This window comes from Bacillus sp. FSL R5-0286, assembly GCF_038593245.1.
Lineage (GTDB): Bacteria > Bacillota > Bacilli > Bacillales > Bacillaceae > Bacillus > Bacillus altitudinis.
Genome location: NZ_CP151977.1, coordinates 1,993,745 through 2,008,411, shown reverse-complemented (window position 1 = coordinate 2,008,411; position 14,667 = coordinate 1,993,745). Strand labels below are relative to the sequence as shown.

19 protein-coding genes are annotated in these 14,667 nt (G+C 40.3%); 13 read left to right on the top strand and 6 right to left on the bottom strand.

Annotated features, from left to right (window positions below):
- Positions 1–139 precede the first annotated feature (139 nt).
- From ilvA to ypmT, 7 genes are all read left to right on the top strand, one after another.
- A complete protein-coding gene (ilvA, locus tag NST24_RS10155) occupies positions 140–1,408 on the top strand; it encodes a threonine ammonia-lyase IlvA (RefSeq protein WP_047946671.1) in 1,269 nt (422 codons plus the stop codon).
- Positions 1,409–1,444: 36 nt separating this feature from the next.
- Complete coding sequence (locus NST24_RS10150) at positions 1,445–1,696, top strand: YpmP family protein (protein WP_008346400.1); 252 nt, start codon at positions 1,445–1,447, stop codon at positions 1,694–1,696.
- A 187-nt stretch (positions 1,697–1,883) separates the two neighbouring features.
- A complete protein-coding gene (locus tag NST24_RS10145; protein WP_342461726.1) occupies positions 1,884–2,726 on the top strand; it encodes a DegV family protein in 843 nt (280 codons plus the stop codon).
- Positions 2,727–2,748: 22 nt separating this feature from the next.
- Positions 2,749–3,339 carry a cytochrome c oxidase assembly protein gene (locus tag NST24_RS10140; RefSeq protein WP_007500791.1) on the top strand — a complete coding sequence of 197 codons (591 nt, stop codon included), beginning with the start codon at positions 2,749–2,751 and terminating at the stop codon, positions 3,337–3,339.
- 69 nt (positions 3,340–3,408) lie between these two features.
- Positions 3,409–4,170 carry an SGNH/GDSL hydrolase family protein gene (locus NST24_RS10135; RefSeq protein ID WP_017359696.1) on the top strand — a complete coding sequence of 254 codons (762 nt, stop codon included), beginning with the start codon at positions 3,409–3,411 and terminating at the stop codon, positions 4,168–4,170.
- A 9-nt stretch (positions 4,171–4,179) separates the two neighbouring features.
- Positions 4,180–4,746 carry a YpmS family protein gene (locus NST24_RS10130; protein WP_007500787.1) on the top strand — a complete coding sequence of 189 codons (567 nt, stop codon included), beginning with the start codon at positions 4,180–4,182 and terminating at the stop codon, positions 4,744–4,746.
- Positions 4,747–4,770: 24 nt separating this feature from the next.
- Positions 4,771–4,968 (top strand): protein YpmT, encoded by a 198-nt coding sequence (gene ypmT, locus NST24_RS10125; protein WP_008346409.1) that lies wholly within the window; start codon positions 4,771–4,773, stop codon positions 4,966–4,968.
- 188 nt (positions 4,969–5,156) lie between these two features.
- Here the strand turns inward: ypmT and NST24_RS10120 are convergent, their stop codons facing one another.
- The 3 genes from NST24_RS10120 to NST24_RS10110 all read right to left on the bottom strand — a co-directional run bounded on the left by NST24_RS10120 (position 5,157) and on the right by NST24_RS10110 (position 6,687).
- Entirely contained in the window at positions 5,157–5,825 is a 669-nt protein-coding gene (locus NST24_RS10120) for a DUF4397 domain-containing protein (RefSeq protein WP_342461725.1), read from the bottom strand.
- Positions 5,826–5,942: 117 nt separating this feature from the next.
- Positions 5,943–6,203, bottom strand: a complete 261-nt coding sequence (locus NST24_RS10115) for a hypothetical protein (protein ID WP_008346413.1) — start codon at positions 6,201–6,203, stop codon at positions 5,943–5,945.
- A 52-nt stretch (positions 6,204–6,255) separates the two neighbouring features.
- A complete protein-coding gene (locus tag NST24_RS10110; protein ID WP_007500780.1) occupies positions 6,256–6,687 on the bottom strand; it encodes a MarR family transcriptional regulator in 432 nt (143 codons plus the stop codon).
- Between the two features lie 138 nt (positions 6,688–6,825).
- Between NST24_RS10110 and msrA the strand changes: the two genes are divergently transcribed.
- Complete coding sequence (msrA, locus tag NST24_RS10105) at positions 6,826–7,359, top strand: peptide-methionine (S)-S-oxide reductase MsrA (RefSeq protein WP_017367464.1); 534 nt, start codon at positions 6,826–6,828, stop codon at positions 7,357–7,359.
- Positions 7,359–7,790 (top strand): peptide-methionine (R)-S-oxide reductase MsrB, encoded by a 432-nt coding sequence (gene msrB, locus NST24_RS10100; protein WP_007500777.1) that lies wholly within the window; start codon positions 7,359–7,361, stop codon positions 7,788–7,790. Before msrA ends, msrB begins: the two co-directional genes overlap by 1 nt.
- Positions 7,791–7,842: 52 nt before the next feature.
- Here the strand turns inward: msrB and NST24_RS10095 are convergent, their stop codons facing one another.
- Positions 7,843–8,871 carry an SDR family NAD(P)-dependent oxidoreductase gene (locus NST24_RS10095; RefSeq protein WP_035703287.1) on the bottom strand — a complete coding sequence of 343 codons (1,029 nt, stop codon included), beginning with the start codon at positions 8,869–8,871 and terminating at the stop codon, positions 7,843–7,845.
- A 254-nt stretch (positions 8,872–9,125) separates the two neighbouring features.
- Here NST24_RS10095 and NST24_RS10090 point away from each other — a divergent pair, with 254 nt between their 5' ends.
- The gene (locus NST24_RS10090; RefSeq protein WP_048002264.1) at positions 9,126–9,848 is read left to right on the top strand and encodes an acylneuraminate cytidylyltransferase; all 723 of its coding nucleotides are present in this window, start codon (positions 9,126–9,128) and stop codon (positions 9,846–9,848) included.
- 28 nt (positions 9,849–9,876) lie between these two features.
- On the opposite strand, the gene NST24_RS10085 is transcribed toward NST24_RS10090, so the two are convergent.
- Positions 9,877–10,671 (bottom strand): DUF3880 domain-containing protein, encoded by a 795-nt coding sequence (locus NST24_RS10085; protein WP_342461724.1) that lies wholly within the window; start codon positions 10,669–10,671, stop codon positions 9,877–9,879.
- Between the two features lie 183 nt (positions 10,672–10,854).
- Positions 10,855–11,256: a hypothetical protein gene (locus tag NST24_RS10080; RefSeq protein ID WP_007500770.1), complete on the bottom strand. Its 402-nt coding sequence runs from the start codon at positions 11,254–11,256 to the stop codon at positions 10,855–10,857.
- A 208-nt stretch (positions 11,257–11,464) separates the two neighbouring features.
- Between NST24_RS10080 and cgeC the strand changes: the two genes are divergently transcribed.
- From cgeC to NST24_RS10065, 3 genes are all read left to right on the top strand, one after another.
- Complete coding sequence (gene cgeC, locus NST24_RS10075) at positions 11,465–11,785, top strand: spore maturation protein CgeC (protein ID WP_007500768.1); 321 nt, start codon at positions 11,465–11,467, stop codon at positions 11,783–11,785.
- Positions 11,786–11,803: 18 nt separating this feature from the next.
- Positions 11,804–13,099 (top strand): glycosyltransferase family 2 protein, encoded by a 1,296-nt coding sequence (locus NST24_RS10070; protein ID WP_342461723.1) that lies wholly within the window; start codon positions 11,804–11,806, stop codon positions 13,097–13,099.
- Between the two features lie 157 nt (positions 13,100–13,256).
- Positions 13,257–14,633, top strand: a complete 1,377-nt coding sequence (locus NST24_RS10065) for a sigma-54-dependent Fis family transcriptional regulator (RefSeq protein ID WP_024718563.1) — start codon at positions 13,257–13,259, stop codon at positions 14,631–14,633.
- Positions 14,634–14,667: the final 34 nt, after the last annotated feature.

Sequence of the window (14,667 nt, the reverse complement as noted above, 5' to 3'; positions counted from 1 at the left end):
ACACCCAATTAGAACAAATGTATAGAAAAACGAAAAAGTTCATGAAATTTATCTCCGATCCATGATCTATTGGTTTATTTTTTGAATATTCATGTTATAATGACAAATTAAATAAGGTTAAAGAGAAAGGATCTTGTACATGAAACCGTTGCTCAAAGAAAACACGCTAATTCAAGTGAAAGACATCTTAAAAGCCCATCAAAATTTGAAGGATGTAGTGATTCATACACCACTTCAAAAAAATGAGCGACTTTCTGAACGATATGAATGTAATGTCTACTTAAAAAGAGAGGACCTGCAAGTTGTTCGTTCTTTTAAATTAAGAGGCGCTTTTAATAAAATGAGCCAGTTGCCAAAAGAAAAACTAGAAAACGGCATTGTTTGTGCCAGTGCAGGAAATCACGCACAAGGCGTTGCCTATTCTTGCAAATATTTAGGTATCCACGGGAAAATCTTTATGCCTGCTACCACACCAAGGCAAAAAGTATCTCAAGTGGAGCTTTTCGGAAAAGAATATGTTGACATTATCTTAACCGGAGATACCTTTGATGATTCGTATCATGAAGCAGTCAAATGCGGAGATAAGGAAAAGCGGGAATTTATCCATCCGTTTGATGATTTAGATGTCATGGCAGGACAAGGAACAACTGCTGTAGAAATATTAAATGATATCGAAGTGGAACCTCACTTTTTATTTGCAAGTGTCGGAGGCGGAGGTCTGTTATCTGGTGTAGGTACATATATCAAAAATATCTCACCAGAAACCGAAATTATTGCAGTCGAACCGCTTGGCGCAGCTTCACTGCATGCTTCCCACGAGAAAGGGGAGGTTGTCACACTTGATTCAATAGATAAGTTTGTAGATGGAGCAGCGGTTCAGCGGATTGGCGAAAAGACGTTTACGTCGCTTCAGTCTGTTGTCGATAAGATTAGTCTTGTACCAGAAGGAAAAGTATGTACAACCATTTTAGAGCTGTATAATCAATGTGCAATTGTAGCTGAGCCAGCGGGTGCGTTACCGATCGCGGCTTTAGATGCACATCGTGAGGAGATTAAAGGGAAAAATGTCGTTTGTATTGTCAGCGGAGGCAATAATGACATTGGCCGAATGCAAGAAATCAAAGAACGCTCCATGATTTATGAAGGACTCCAGCATTATTTCATCGTTAATTTTCCGCAAAGAGCAGGTGCTCTCAGGGAATTTTTAGATGAAGTGTTAGGGCCAAATGATGATATCTCACGCTTTGAATATACGAAAAAGAATAACCGAAGCAAAGGACCTGCGCTTGTTGGGATCGAATTGAAAGAAAGAGATGACTATGCAGCGCTGATTGACCGAATGAATAAAAAAGGCTTCCACTATGTTGAAGTGAATAAAGATCAAGATTTATTCCACCTATTTATTTAGGCTTAACAGATAATTGGAAAAGAGGATTGATCGTTTGTGCTGCTCAAAACAATATGTTTTAGACGGATGGATGGAGCTCAGATCAAGGTAACAGAAGTCCCTGTTTTAAAGGGGGATGAATCCTATGGTTTCATGCTCACCTTTAGACTTGAAGCTTTCTTGAAAAAAGTCTATGTATCTAAGGGAAAGAGGCATGTGTACTCTTTCAGGGAGGATGTGAAACGTAACGTCAAGTGGAGCACATATGAACAGATCTATCAAGAGCCTACACTAAAACACAATGCGTAAATTGGAATCTTTGCCAAAGAGAGTGAGCGGCCATTTTCAAATGGGGGCTACTCATCTTGGCAAGGATTTTTTACATGAAAAGAAGAAAATGTGACAATTTCAAAAACGTTCTGACAGTTGTTTTCAAGTATGCACGAAATAAGGTAATATCATATGTAAAGACTAAGACAGCAAGGATGAGACGATAGTGAAACAAATTAAAATTGTAACAGATTCAACCGTGGACCTTCCGCAAGAAAAAATCAATGATCTTTCCATTCATGTCATTCCGCTCAATATCTCCATTTCTGGGGTTGATTATATTGACCGAGTGAACATACAGCCAGATGAATTTATTGAAAAAATGGAGGCCGCTGAGGAACTGCCGAAAACGTCTCAACCTGCCATCGGTCAATTCGTCGAATTATATGAAAAACTGACGGCAGATGGAAGCGAAGTCATTAGTATCCATTTAACTGGTGGGATGAGTGGTACGGTTCAAACTGCTGAAAGCGCTTCTAAAATGGTAGACGGACATATCACTGTCATCGATTCGAATTTTATTTCCTATGGTTTAGGGTTTCAAGTCACCAAAGCAGCAGAGCTTGCAAAAAAAGGGGCAAGCCGTGATGACATCCTCAAAGAAATGGACAAAATTCGTCTTAAAACAAAGCTATTTGTCACAATCGATACATTAGAAAATCTCGTGAAAGGTGGACGAATTGGAAGAGGAAAGGCGCTGATCGGTTCACTTCTTCATATTAAACCAATTGCCAGCTTAACAGACGGCATATACACACCAGAAGCGAATGTGAGAAGTTACTCCGCTCTTGTCCGCTTTTTGACAAAACAGTATGTACAGGCGGTGAAAGGGAAAACCGTTCAGGCCATTGGGATTGCACATGCAGACGCATTAGAACTTGCAGAAAAGCTTAAAGCAGCACTGCTTGATCACACACCTGATGCACTAGTTGACATCGCTTATACAACACCGATTATTTCCTGTCATACTGGTAAGGGCGCTATAGGCTTTACTTTTTATACCGATTGATTGAAAAGGGGATGTAATTGTCATGTATACAAAAAGGGGAGCCTTATTTGGTGCGCTTACGATCATAAGCGTGCTTCTTTTAGTCTCATGTTCAAATGGACAAATCAAGGATGCGTTAAATTATCAAATCCAGCCGTTTGAGTATCAAAACCAGGATGGTCAAAAGGTGTCGCTCGACGATTTAAAGGGGAAAGTCTGGGTGGCAGATTTTATTTTCACAAGCTGTGAAACGATTTGCCCGCCGATGACCGCACATATGACAGAGTTACAAAAACGGTTAAAAGAAGAAAAATTGGATGCGCACATCATTTCATTTAGCGTCGACCCAGAGGTGGATTCACCGAAAAAGCTAAAGGAATTTGCAAAAGCATATCCATTATCCTTTAAAAATTGGGATTTTCTCACTGGTTACTCGCAGTCAGCGATTGAAAAATTTGCAATGAAAAGCTTTAAGACGATTGTGAAAAAACCTGAAGACGAAGACCAAGTGATACACCAATCTCTGTTTTTCCTCGTTGATCAAGAAGGAAAAGTGATGAAAAACTATGATGGTGTTCAAAATACGCCATATGATGAAATCATCAAGGACATCAAAACACTGAATCGAAGCTAGCATAAGGATGTTCAAATGAGCGAAAACATGATACACTTTTTTAATCAGAAAAAGGAGGGACATCATCGTTTGAAGGCTCGTTTGATTTTGATTGTGATGTCTCTAGCTTTTGTTCTTTCTGCATGTTCCGCGCAAGAGGCTGGCATAAAGGATAAACTAGAAGACACACAAAACGTAAAAGAACATATTACGATCGCAGCGGTTGGAGATTCCTTAACAGAAGGAATCGGAGATCAAAATAAAAAAGGGTATGCCGGCATCACCCGTGACAAGATAGAAGCGGTGGACGGTGTACAGTCTGTTACATTAAAAAACTATGCCATTAAAGGCAGTAGAACGGTAGATTTATTAAAAAGATTAAAAGAAAAAAAAGTGCAGGATGGACTGAAAGACGCTGATTATATTTTCTTTACGATCGGCGGAAATGACTTAATGCATGTCGTCCGTCAAAATGTGCTCAACTTGACATTTGCTCCTTTTCAAAAAGAGCAAGGTCCTTTTGAAGAGCGTTTTAAGACCATTCTTGCTCAATTAAGAGAGCATAATGACCATGCAAAGATCATGTATGTCAGTATGTACAATCCTTTTAAATTCAGCTTGTCTGAGCTGAGAGATATTGATGAGGTCGTCAAAGACTGGAATGCTGCTGCCGAAAAAGAACTAAAAAAAGACGGCAATGCTGATATGATCGATGTAGCAGATTTATTTGAAGATGATAAAGATGAAAAATTACTGGCAGATGATGATTTCCACCCAAACCAAAAGGGGTACTCTCTTATGGCAAATCGTTTATTCTCAGAAGTGAAAAAAGAAGGACTGCCGAAGGAATAGGGTGAAAAGATGAAAAAATGGAAGAGTTTATTTTTTATTTTACTGTCAATTAATCTATTGATTGTTCTTGTATGCGGTATTTTTATGCTGCTGCCGAGCGATCAATCCGCTTCGAAAAAAGAAGTGAACAGCGAGTATGCTTTTAACATTTCTAGTTCAAAAGAATCGCTCACCAGCTTTGTCAATGATTATTTAAAAAACCAAGGATCAAGCGATATGCCCGACTTTCATGTTGCGATTGACCAAGATGTGAAAGTAACAGGTGCAATCAAAGCTTTTTCTTCAACGATTAATGCAAATGTATCATTTACACCAACTGTTGAAGATAACGGGGATGTTCTGCTGAAAGTAGATGACTTTTCAATTGGACAATTAAGCATCCCAATCAGTTTTGTTTTAAGCTACATGGGTCAATTCTATGAACTGCCTGATTTCGTTCATGTGAAACCAGACCAAAAAACGGTGGAAGTGCGCCTTTCAGAAATGCCGCTGACGAATGATATGTATGTCAAAGCGAACAAAATTGATCTTGAGAATGATGAAATTGAATTCTCATATTATCATCCAAAGCAATAGAACGTGTAAGTCAGGAGTGAAACTATGAAGCGAGTCTATCAATATTTTAGTTTACTGTCGCTCTTATTTGCTGCATACTTTGGCATGACAGCTGCCTCTCATTTAAAAGCAGAAAATATCGACCAGTTTTACTTAAATATCGCCTATTGTGCATTATTTTTAGGTACCATGATTCTTGCTTTTGATTTTCAAAAACAAGAAAAAGCTGAAGATGTCTCGTAAATAGCCTTTTCCATTTGGAAAGGCTATTTGTCTTCTTTTCAGCGGAATAGAAAACCTTTGCATTCTAGGAAGGACGAGTACCGGCGCAGAGTGAATGTGACATTCGTGAGCACCGGCACGCAGGACTGACACCGAATGCGAGGGTTTGTCTACACGCTAAGAGCCTTTTCCATTTGGAAAGGCTCTTTTTACATTTGGTGAGACAAGACGACTTTTGCCATTAGCTCTGGCTCTCCGTTTGCAAATCCATGAAGTAAAATAAGATAGGCCCGCTTTGTTTGCAGGTGAACTTTCGGAATATCTAGCAGTACACTTTGAGTACCGGCAGCTTTTAATTCAAAGTGATACTTATTCGGAGAGAAGTGGTGGGTTTGGGTGCCGTTTACATATCCGAGCTCCTTTGATAACATGCCTTGATCTCGTTCATATATATCAATGAAAGGGAGGTCTGGTGACAGCTGGATAAACGTGAGTGCTGATAGCTCATCTTGCTTAATCAGCGAGTCTTGCTTTTCTGTGAGCAGCGCAAAGCCGGTATGAGCTCCTGTGATACATAGCGTGTAAGTCTCGTTTCCATTAATCATCATACGAGAAGAAAGAATTCTTTCTTTTGTAGCCAGCTTGAATACTTCTATCTCATAAACACCCTCATCCCATTCCATATAAGCAGACAGCTGACCGTATGGCAGCTTTTTTTGGATTGGCTGCTGATTTACCAATACAGCAAGCTCACTTAAATCCGGTGCAGCGTGAAATAATCGAATAACAGCTTTGGAAATGGTGTTTCTCGGATGGTATGGGGGAAAGGTAGCTAATGGACGATATAGAAATTGATTCATCTCGTAGAGCTGCTGCACGTCTTTATCCCTTCTTTCTCTACAATGTGTTTTTTGTAGCGTATGCAAGAAAGGGACGATCTGTATAGGCAAAAGAAACATAGAAAAAAGCCTGACAAAAAGTGTCAGGCTCTCGTATTAAGAAGGAGATGAATATTGATGATATTCAGCCAGCTTAATGAACGTTTTTTCATCCTCAATTAATCCGCAAACGCCGCACTGGACTTTGATTTTCGGTCCTTGATAGTTCATGTGAAAAGGAGAAAGCTGATCTCCTTCATATGTTTCGACAATAGCTCCAGTTGCTGGATCAAGTTTCACAGGTTCTGAATGCTGCTCGATGAGGTTAAAACGCGTTCTGTTGGTTTTGCAGTTCGGACAAAGATATGGACTTGTCATGGTTCATTCCACCTTTTTATCCGTAGCATGTCCTCCACGCTAAAATCTATGCTTAATCCTTTTGACTTTTATCCAGCTTTTTAAATAACTTGATCATCGTTTTCAGTTCTTCATCATCAAATGATTCAAATCGTTCCATGAAGTATTCTGTTTTCTTTTTCTCAAAATGCTCAGTAATTTCCTTACCCTTATCGGTTAAGTGGATTTTGATGATGCGTCGATCCTCTTTTGAACGGATACGAGTGATCCAGCCTTTTTCTACAAGTGTGTCGGTTACAGCTGTAATATGGCTTGCTGATACACCGAGAATTGAGGCGAATTCCGTTACTTTTTTTGCGCCTTGTTCACGCAGCAGATTTAAAATGAGAAATTCATTCCGAGATAATTCGTTTTCAAGCAAGCTGTTAATTTCATAACGTATTTGCTTAAATACGGTTCTCAGTAAAGTATCCATTTCATACATCATTTGTTTTCTTTGTTCCAATCATTAAACCCCCATTATATTTTAAGATACGACAGAATGCTTTCATTTGTTTTTAGGTATACAAGTCGTATCATTTTCATTATTTTTTATCATGTTATAATATGATGATACCATTTTTTAAATGAAGGGGGCACTAATATGTCTGAAAAACAAGAATTAGCCACATTTGCTGGAGGCTGTTTCTGGTGTATGGTTAAACCTTTTGATGAACAGCCAGGCATTATCAAAGTTGAATCAGGGTATACTGGCGGACATACAGTGAATCCAACCTATGAGGAAGTATGTACAAATACAACAGGCCATAGAGAAGCCGTTCAAATTACCTTTGATCCAGACGTTTTTCCGTATGAGAAGCTATTAGAACTATATTGGCAGCAAATAGACCCAACAGATGATGGAGGACAATTTGGTGATAGAGGAGAGTCCTACCGTACAGGGATTTATGTCCACAATGAAAAACAAAGGCAACTTGCAGAAACATCAAAAGAGCAGCTGAGCCAAAGCGGAATTTTCCAAAAGCCAATCGTGACAGAAATTTTAGAGGCTGGTCCTTTTTATCCTGCTGAGGAATATCATCAGCATTATTATAAAAAGAACAAAATGCACTACGAACGATACCATGTCGGTTCGGGCAGAGCAGGTTTTATTCAATCTCATTGGAGTGATAAATAATGGCTAACGAAAAAGAGCAGCGCATCAAAGAATTAAACCGAATGCAGTACGAAGTGACGCAAAATAATGGCACTGAGCCGCCATTTCAAAATGAATTTTGGGATCATAAGGAAGAGGGCATATATGTAGATATCATTTCAGGCAAACCATTGTTTTCTTCTTTAGATAAATTTGATGCCCATTGCGGCTGGCCAAGTTTTACAAAACCGATTGAAGATCAAGAGGTAGAAGAGAAAGTAGATACGAGCCATGGCATGGTGCGGACTGAAGTTCGCAGCAAGACGGCCGACTCTCACCTTGGTCATGTATTCCCTGACGGCCCAGGGCCAAACGGTCTTCGGTATTGTATTAATTCTGCCGCTTTAAAGTTTATCCCGAAGGATGATCTTGAAAAAGAAGGCTATGGTCATTTGAAACACATCTTTCAATAATTGATTTAAAAATCGTCACATGGAAGTCAGCTGCTTCCGTGTGACGATTTTTTTATTTTTTATGATGGGTATGATGTAATTGTTCAATGATGTGAAACAGTTTCTCTTTTGTAATGAGCGGTGCTTCGTTTGATGTGTAATGGGTCAAATGGACTTTTTGAAAATGAGGGTGAAGATGTGGTCTTGGTAAAATGGCATAAAATTGTTCATGTTCAAATAGTGCATCTGCCTCGTGAGGGAATGTGAGTTCCTCGTGAAGTTTTTCTCCAGGTCTTTTTCCGACAACAAGAATATCAGGAGAAGGAACGTTGATCTGACCGGCATATTCATGAAATGCTTTCAATAGATCAGCCAGCTGTAATGACTCCATCTTGAGGATGAATGTTTCGCCGCCTTTCATCATGATAGCTGCTTCAAGCGTGAGAGATACAGCTTCTTCGATAGACATAAAAAAGCGTGTCATCTTAGGATCAGTTACAGTTAGAGGTTGTTCATTTAACAACTGTTGAAGCATGATGGGGATGACGGAACCCCTTGATCCAAGCACATTGCCAAACCGGACAGAGCAAAACCTCGTTTTCTGATTTGAAATACTTTCATTCGCTTGAAAAAACAATTTTTCTGAAATTAATTTTGTAGCTCCCATGGCATTTGTCGGAGAAACCGCTTTGTCGGTTGAAATGTTGACAACATGACTCACTTCATGTTCAAGTGCTGCTTCGATGACATGTTGTCCGCCGATGATGTTGGTTTGGACAGCTTCAAACGGATTATCTTCGCAGGTGGGTACTTGTTTGAGCGCAGCTGCATGGAAGATGATATCTACTCCTTTGACAAGCTGCCTGACGCGGCTTGCATCCCTCACATCTCCAAGTGCAAATACAACCTCTGGATTTGCCGCATATTCATTTTTCATCATGTATTGTTTACTGTCATCTTTACTGAAGACAATGACCTTTTTAGGAGAGCAGGCTGTTAATTTTTTCACAATCTGCCGGCCAATCGAACCCGTACCGCCTGTGACCAAGATGATTTTGTCACGAAAAAAGGTCTTCAAACTCGTTTCTATTTGTTTGGACATATCTAATCCCCCAACTCTCATTTCTCTACTTTGCATCATATGTGAAAGAGTGGAAGACGTTTGAGGAAAAGAACCACTTCATGCATAAATTAGGTGAACCAATTATAACCATCTGCTTGACGACTTAATAGAATATGTAGAGATAGAAGATTAAGTAGAATAGCGAGGCACCTGAAGAACTTCAGTACGGTGATCAGTTCAGCTCTCAGAATTTATTCTCTGATACTGAGCTGCGCGAGGGGAGAAGATCATACATGTATAGGGGAAATCGTATTTTAGCTATGATACCAGCTTTTAGCAGCAAGCAGGGACATCATGCTGAACACATTCGCGTATTGGCGGAGCGGCCGCTGATCTATTGGACCATTCAGCCATTATTACAAATGATTGAATTAGATGAAGTCATCGTATCTTCAGAGGATGTGAATACTCAAATCATTTCGTCCCACTATGGAGCAAATGTGATTGAACTGCCAAGCACACATGTGACGGAACAAACACCTTCTTTAGTAGCTGTGAAGCATGCACTTGCTTATTTAGAACGTGAGGGAAAGACGTTTGATATTGTTTTGTATTTGCATCCATCATCACCACTAAGGCAGACGGCAGATATTGAGAACTGCTTACAGCTTCTAGTAGAGGGGGGATATGATTGTGCGGCTTCTTTTACAGAGGCGTTAGAAAATCCAAATGAAACTTGGACACTTCATGACACCAATGAAGCCAGCCTGTATAAGGACAATCATTATTTTTTTGTACCAACTCAGGAGCACCCTTATACGTATGGACGTTTAAATGGAGCTGTCTATGCGTTTCATGTTCCATATGCAAAAGAATGCATTCATTCCTTTTTAGAAGGATCTGTTGGTGCATATATGATGGATCATGCGCAATCGCTTGTTGTGAAAAGTGAGGAAGATCGGAAAAAGGCAGAGAAGATTTTATTGGCTCGACAAGATGCAGAAGGAACGGCATAAGATGATGGCAATTAGAAAAAGCGCCCGGTCATAGGGCGCTTTTGACTATTTCATAAAGTCTGTAAGGCAGCGTATCAAATGTGTTCCAGCGAACGACTTGCTCGTAATTGTTCTCTGCAACCGATTGTCTTTGTTGAGGGTTTGTTACATAGTGCTCGACCTGCTTAATCAAATCGTTTTCATGTGTGTAAAAAGCGAAGCTTGAAAATGCCTGTGACGGTTGTAGATCTGTCAACTGAAAGCCTCCGCTTGCAGCGATATCAAATGCTCTGTTGTTGAGGCTCATATTTTGAACATTGGCTTTGTTTTGATTATAGGCAAATTGCGCGGGCCTGTGCGGATTCAGAACAATGGCTGATGTTTGATAGATGTTTGCCATCTGCTCGGGACTCAGCCAGTGGGTCATCAGTGAGAGATCACGATATCGTCTGCGTGATTTATTCAACATGCGATGCCACTCTTTTCCTGCTACGAGAATGCGCCATTTGTTTTGATGTAAGAGTGTATCGATGGCTTTAATGCGGTTTGGATAAGGGTAGCCAATGAGTGCAATGTCATAGATGCACGACTCATGTGGTGATTCTTTTTTCTGAAATACGTGTGTATTGGTCGGAATGGGAAAGTAGTGCGTGTGATTAGCGCCTAGTTGTTTGTAAAATGACAAAGCACCTTCGTCAATCGTTAAGATCAGCTGTGCATCACTTGCACATGCAGCTGACACATCTATATAAAAAGGGTCTTCTGTCATCCACAGTACAACGGGGATCTTTTCTTGTTTGAATTGATGAAGCAGTTCTGTTGGAATATGATCACCGATCATCATGAAAACAAAATCCGGAGAAAATGTCCGGATTTTGTGCATATGAGCGGGTAGAGTTTCCCTATCCACCTTGACGCATGAAAAGGGGGAATCAATGAAGCTATCTTCTATCCATTGATCGAACATCCGATAGATTCCACCGTAGCCAGAGCTGATATAAAGAAGCTTCATGATGGCCCTCTCACATTAAGATGTGAACGTAACACTTTCTACTTTATCTACATCTAATAGAGTCGTTGCAGAGCCTGTAGGTGTCACAGAGCTTTCTTGTGTGACGAAAACAACACCTGTTGAAGCATCGAATGATACGAATTGAACGGGTCCGATTAAGTCACCTGAGTCCATGACAATGCTAATGACTGTTCCAGGTGCAAGTCTTGCGAAAATCCATCTTGCTGGTTGAGATACGTCGAGTGTTGTAGCAGAATCTGAAGGTGATGCTTCAGCAGCTACCTCACTAAATAAATCGTTCAATTTTTCTTCCACTTGAACTCCTCCTTCTTCGAGATTAACTGTTAACGCATGACTAAGCGGTTTGAAAAACAGCTTTAATAGCTCTTTTTTTAATTCGGCACGCTTTTCGCTCATGTTTTCCCCATCCTTTCTTCATCCATTCAAACACACCACTATGTATATGCCGTTCTCTTTTTTTGGTATAAGCAGAATGCTCATTCCTTGTTCTTTTTTTCATTTAATGACTTCACACATTTTTGAAAAATGTTTTCAAATGCTGATGCTAAATGAAGTGATCCTCATACTCTAGTAAAGATCAAACGAGAAGAAAGAGGGAATCTGAATGGAATTTGAACAACTATTAAATGGCTGGAACGAAGAATTACTAGAAACAGAAGGAATACTTGAAGTTGTGTTGATTATACTTCTTCTTCATCTTTTAGAGGAAAGTGAGGAAGGGAGTGCGTCAGAGATTAAAGAATTGCTGCGCCCGTGGCTTGAGCTCGGCATTCCGCTGCCGCGTGTTCATTTAGTCAATGGAGATGTGCTGCAAAACGTGGTTGTCGTACAATTGTTTGACTCAGTAGCAGTCTTTAAAAATGCGACAAATCAACTAAGAGTAAGTGTTCCTTATGTGAACATTGTCAGCTGGGGGGCTTTTTAATCTATTTAAAAAAGGATAATGGTCATGAAAGTATCAGTGATATTAACAAGCTACAACAAACCTGATTTCATTGAACGTGTGCTAAAGAGTGTGGTAGAACAAACGTATCAGCATTGGGAGCTTTTGATCATGGATGATGGCTCTGAACAAGAAACGATCCAAAAGATGCAGCCTTATTTAGTGGATAAGCGCATTCAATTGTATTCTCATCAAATTCATCCTGCAAACCGGCTGAAGACTGTACGTTATGCAACGCTAATTAATGAAGCATTAACACGTATAACAGGTGAGCTGGTTTGTTATGTAACTGATGATACAGTCTACAGAAAAGATCGTTTAGAGAAAATGGTCGAGGTTTTTCAATCGAAGCCTCACATAGATATCGTCTATTCCTCGCAGCGTGTCGTGCATGTGAATCAGCATTTGGTGGAAACGGCGAGCTTCGTTCGAGAAGCAGATCAAGTGTTGGAGCATGCATCCTTTCAAGTCGACCATTGCTCTGTTATGCATAGAAGCCGGCTGCTTCCGCTTATTCATGAAAAATACGGACAATACTGGGCCGACGAACCAAAACATTGGCATCATGCTGACTCTGTGTTTTGGATGAGACTGAATCATTTTGCTGCGTTCTTTCCATTAAAAGAAGTACTTGATACCACATATAAAACGCCACAATCATTCCATCATATGTTTGCGAGTATGCCCTACGATTTAATTGACGGAGCTGTGATTGAAAGAGAAGGCGCTTATTATCAAATCGCTAGCGGATATCTTCATCGCATTGACAGGCGCTGGGTGAATGAAAAGAACAGGCGTGCGATTCGTGTTCCCTCGTTATGTGCGATGAAATATGAAATGAACGAGCCGCTGACAGTCCCAAATTATACAGTCGTCACCGCAGATAACGGCAGAACATTTTATTATATTGAACATCAGACAAAAAGACGGTTTGATTCAAAACGTGATGTGCAATATTTTCAGTTTCATCAAAAGGAGATATACACGGTCACAAAACAGCAGCTGGAGACGTTTGAGGATGGCAAGATCATTCAAGTATCTCCTATATTCAGCCCACCAAATAGACGGCTGTTTAAATGGAAACAAGATGTCTATTTATTTGTGCATGATACCTTTTGCCGAATTGTCCCTGAGGTAGTGAAAATATTTGCGTTTTACCATCAGCCAATCAAACTACAACCTTCTCAATTTGCATTTTTTCAAGAAGGAAAGCCAATTGTGCCGCTGTATATGGAGTCTCTTCAGGAATTTGACTTGTCTCTTTATCAGATGTCAGGACGAAAGCACTCCTCATAAGAGGGGTGCTTTTTTTTAGAATTGACGAAAAAAGCAGGAGATCGAAAGGAAAAAGCGAAACGTGAAAAGGATAGGGGAACACGTTGAATATCATCAAACCGCTGAAAATTGGGCAATACTGTGCCGGATTTTCGGCATAGAAAGTGAGGGGGAAATAGTGGGGAAGGTTGTCGAAAGAGCGGATTGGTTTGAATTAATTTTAGAAGCCATCGATGAAGCGATTCACGTTGTAGACGATCAAGGGGTCACCATCTTTTATAATCATAATGCAGCGAAGTTCGACTGTTTAGCGAAAGAAGAGGTGATTGGCAAGTACATACTGGATGTGTATCCTTCATTAACTGAAAAGACAAGTACACTCATGCATGTACTTAGAACAGGAAAACCCATTTATCATTCGTTGCAAACCTATTTGAATAAAAATGGAGAAAAAATTGAGACTGTCAACACCACACTGCCCATTATGGAAGGCAGCAAGTTAATTGGGGCGGTAGAAGTAGCGAAGGATGTGTCGAAGCTGTCGGCGCTTTCGAATCGTTTAGATCAAAAAAAACGAACGGATGGTGCCGCAGAAACCACTCAAATGCTCGATTTTTCTTCATTTTTAACAAATGATCCACACTTAAAAGAGATGCTGGAGAAAGCGAAAAAAGCTGCTGCATATCCTTCATCGGTTATGGTCTTCGGGGAAACTGGGACAGGAAAAGAGGTACTCGTACAAGCGATTGTTCATGCATCTGATCGGAAAGATCAAGTCTTTATCCCGCAAAACTGCGCTGCTCTTCCAGAATCGCTGCTTGAAAGTCTTTTATTCGGGTCTGTCAAAGGAAGTTATACGGGCGCAATAGATCGCAAGGGGCTGTTTGAGTTAGCAGATGGCGGTACGCTTTTTCTTGATGAGCTGCAAGCGATGCCGCTTACGCTTCAAACAAAATTACTGCGTGTGTTAGAGGATGGTGTTGTCCGCCGGATAGGTGATGCAAAGGCGGTTCAAGTAAATGTCAGAGTGATTACTGCCCTCAATATCGACCCATTTGAAGCCGTTAAAAAACAAATGTTAAGAGAAGACTTATTTTATAGACTGCATGTGTCATCATTTCATATCCCGCCGCTTCGCACAAGGAAGCATGATATCCAGCTGTTATCCCGCCACTTTATTCAAACGTATCATCAGCAATTTTCTAAAAACGTCAACCGCCTTTCTGAAGAAACCGTTCAAGTATTTATGGCCCATCAGTGGCCAGGGAATGTCAGAGAATTAAAACATACGATCGAGCATGCCGTCTTGATGATGCCAAAGGAAGCAGAAGAAATCACCCCAGCATATCTCCCTGCCCATTTGCGGACGCATCAGATAGAAAGTCATCCGCCAGAGTCCTCATTAAAAAGTCAAGTGACGTCATTTGAACAAACGCTGATTCAAGAAGCTTTAAGACAGCACGCAGGGAATATTAAGCAAACGGCAGCCGCTTTAAAAATTCCTCGACAAACATTGCAGTATAAACTAAAAAAATATACAGATGCCGAAAAGTAGGCACTTCAAACATGTGAATGTGACGGAAAAGCTC

Excerpts from the sequence above, each read along its gene's own strand:
- ilvA (WP_047946671.1), top strand. The coding sequence starts at position 140 with ATGAAACCGTTGCTCAAAGAAAACACGCTAATTCAAGTGAAAGACATC.
- NST24_RS10140 (WP_007500791.1), top strand. The coding sequence starts at position 2,749 with ATGTATACAAAAAGGGGAGCCTTATTTGGTGCGCTTACGATCATAAGC.
- NST24_RS10130 (WP_007500787.1), top strand. The coding sequence starts at position 4,180 with ATGAAAAAATGGAAGAGTTTATTTTTTATTTTACTGTCAATTAATCTA.
- ypmT (WP_008346409.1), top strand. The coding sequence starts at position 4,771 with ATGAAGCGAGTCTATCAATATTTTAGTTTACTGTCGCTCTTATTTGCT.
- NST24_RS10115 (WP_008346413.1), bottom strand. The coding sequence starts at position 6,203 with ATGACAAGTCCATATCTTTGTCCGAACTGCAAAACCAACAGAACGCGT.
- msrA (WP_017367464.1), top strand. The coding sequence starts at position 6,826 with ATGTCTGAAAAACAAGAATTAGCCACATTTGCTGGAGGCTGTTTCTGG.
- msrB (WP_007500777.1), top strand. The coding sequence starts at position 7,359 with ATGGCTAACGAAAAAGAGCAGCGCATCAAAGAATTAAACCGAATGCAG.
- NST24_RS10095 (WP_035703287.1), bottom strand. The coding sequence starts at position 8,871 with ATGTCCAAACAAATAGAAACGAGTTTGAAGACCTTTTTTCGTGACAAA.
- NST24_RS10090 (WP_048002264.1), top strand. The coding sequence starts at position 9,126 with ATGTATAGGGGAAATCGTATTTTAGCTATGATACCAGCTTTTAGCAGC.
- NST24_RS10085 (WP_342461724.1), bottom strand. The coding sequence starts at position 10,671 with ATGATGATCGGTGATCATATTCCAACAGAACTGCTTCATCAATTCAAA.
- NST24_RS10080 (WP_007500770.1), bottom strand. The coding sequence starts at position 11,256 with ATGAGCGAAAAGCGTGCCGAATTAAAAAAAGAGCTATTAAAGCTGTTT.
- cgeC (WP_007500768.1), top strand. The coding sequence starts at position 11,465 with ATGGAATTTGAACAACTATTAAATGGCTGGAACGAAGAATTACTAGAA.
- NST24_RS10070 (WP_342461723.1), top strand. The coding sequence starts at position 11,804 with ATGGTCATGAAAGTATCAGTGATATTAACAAGCTACAACAAACCTGAT.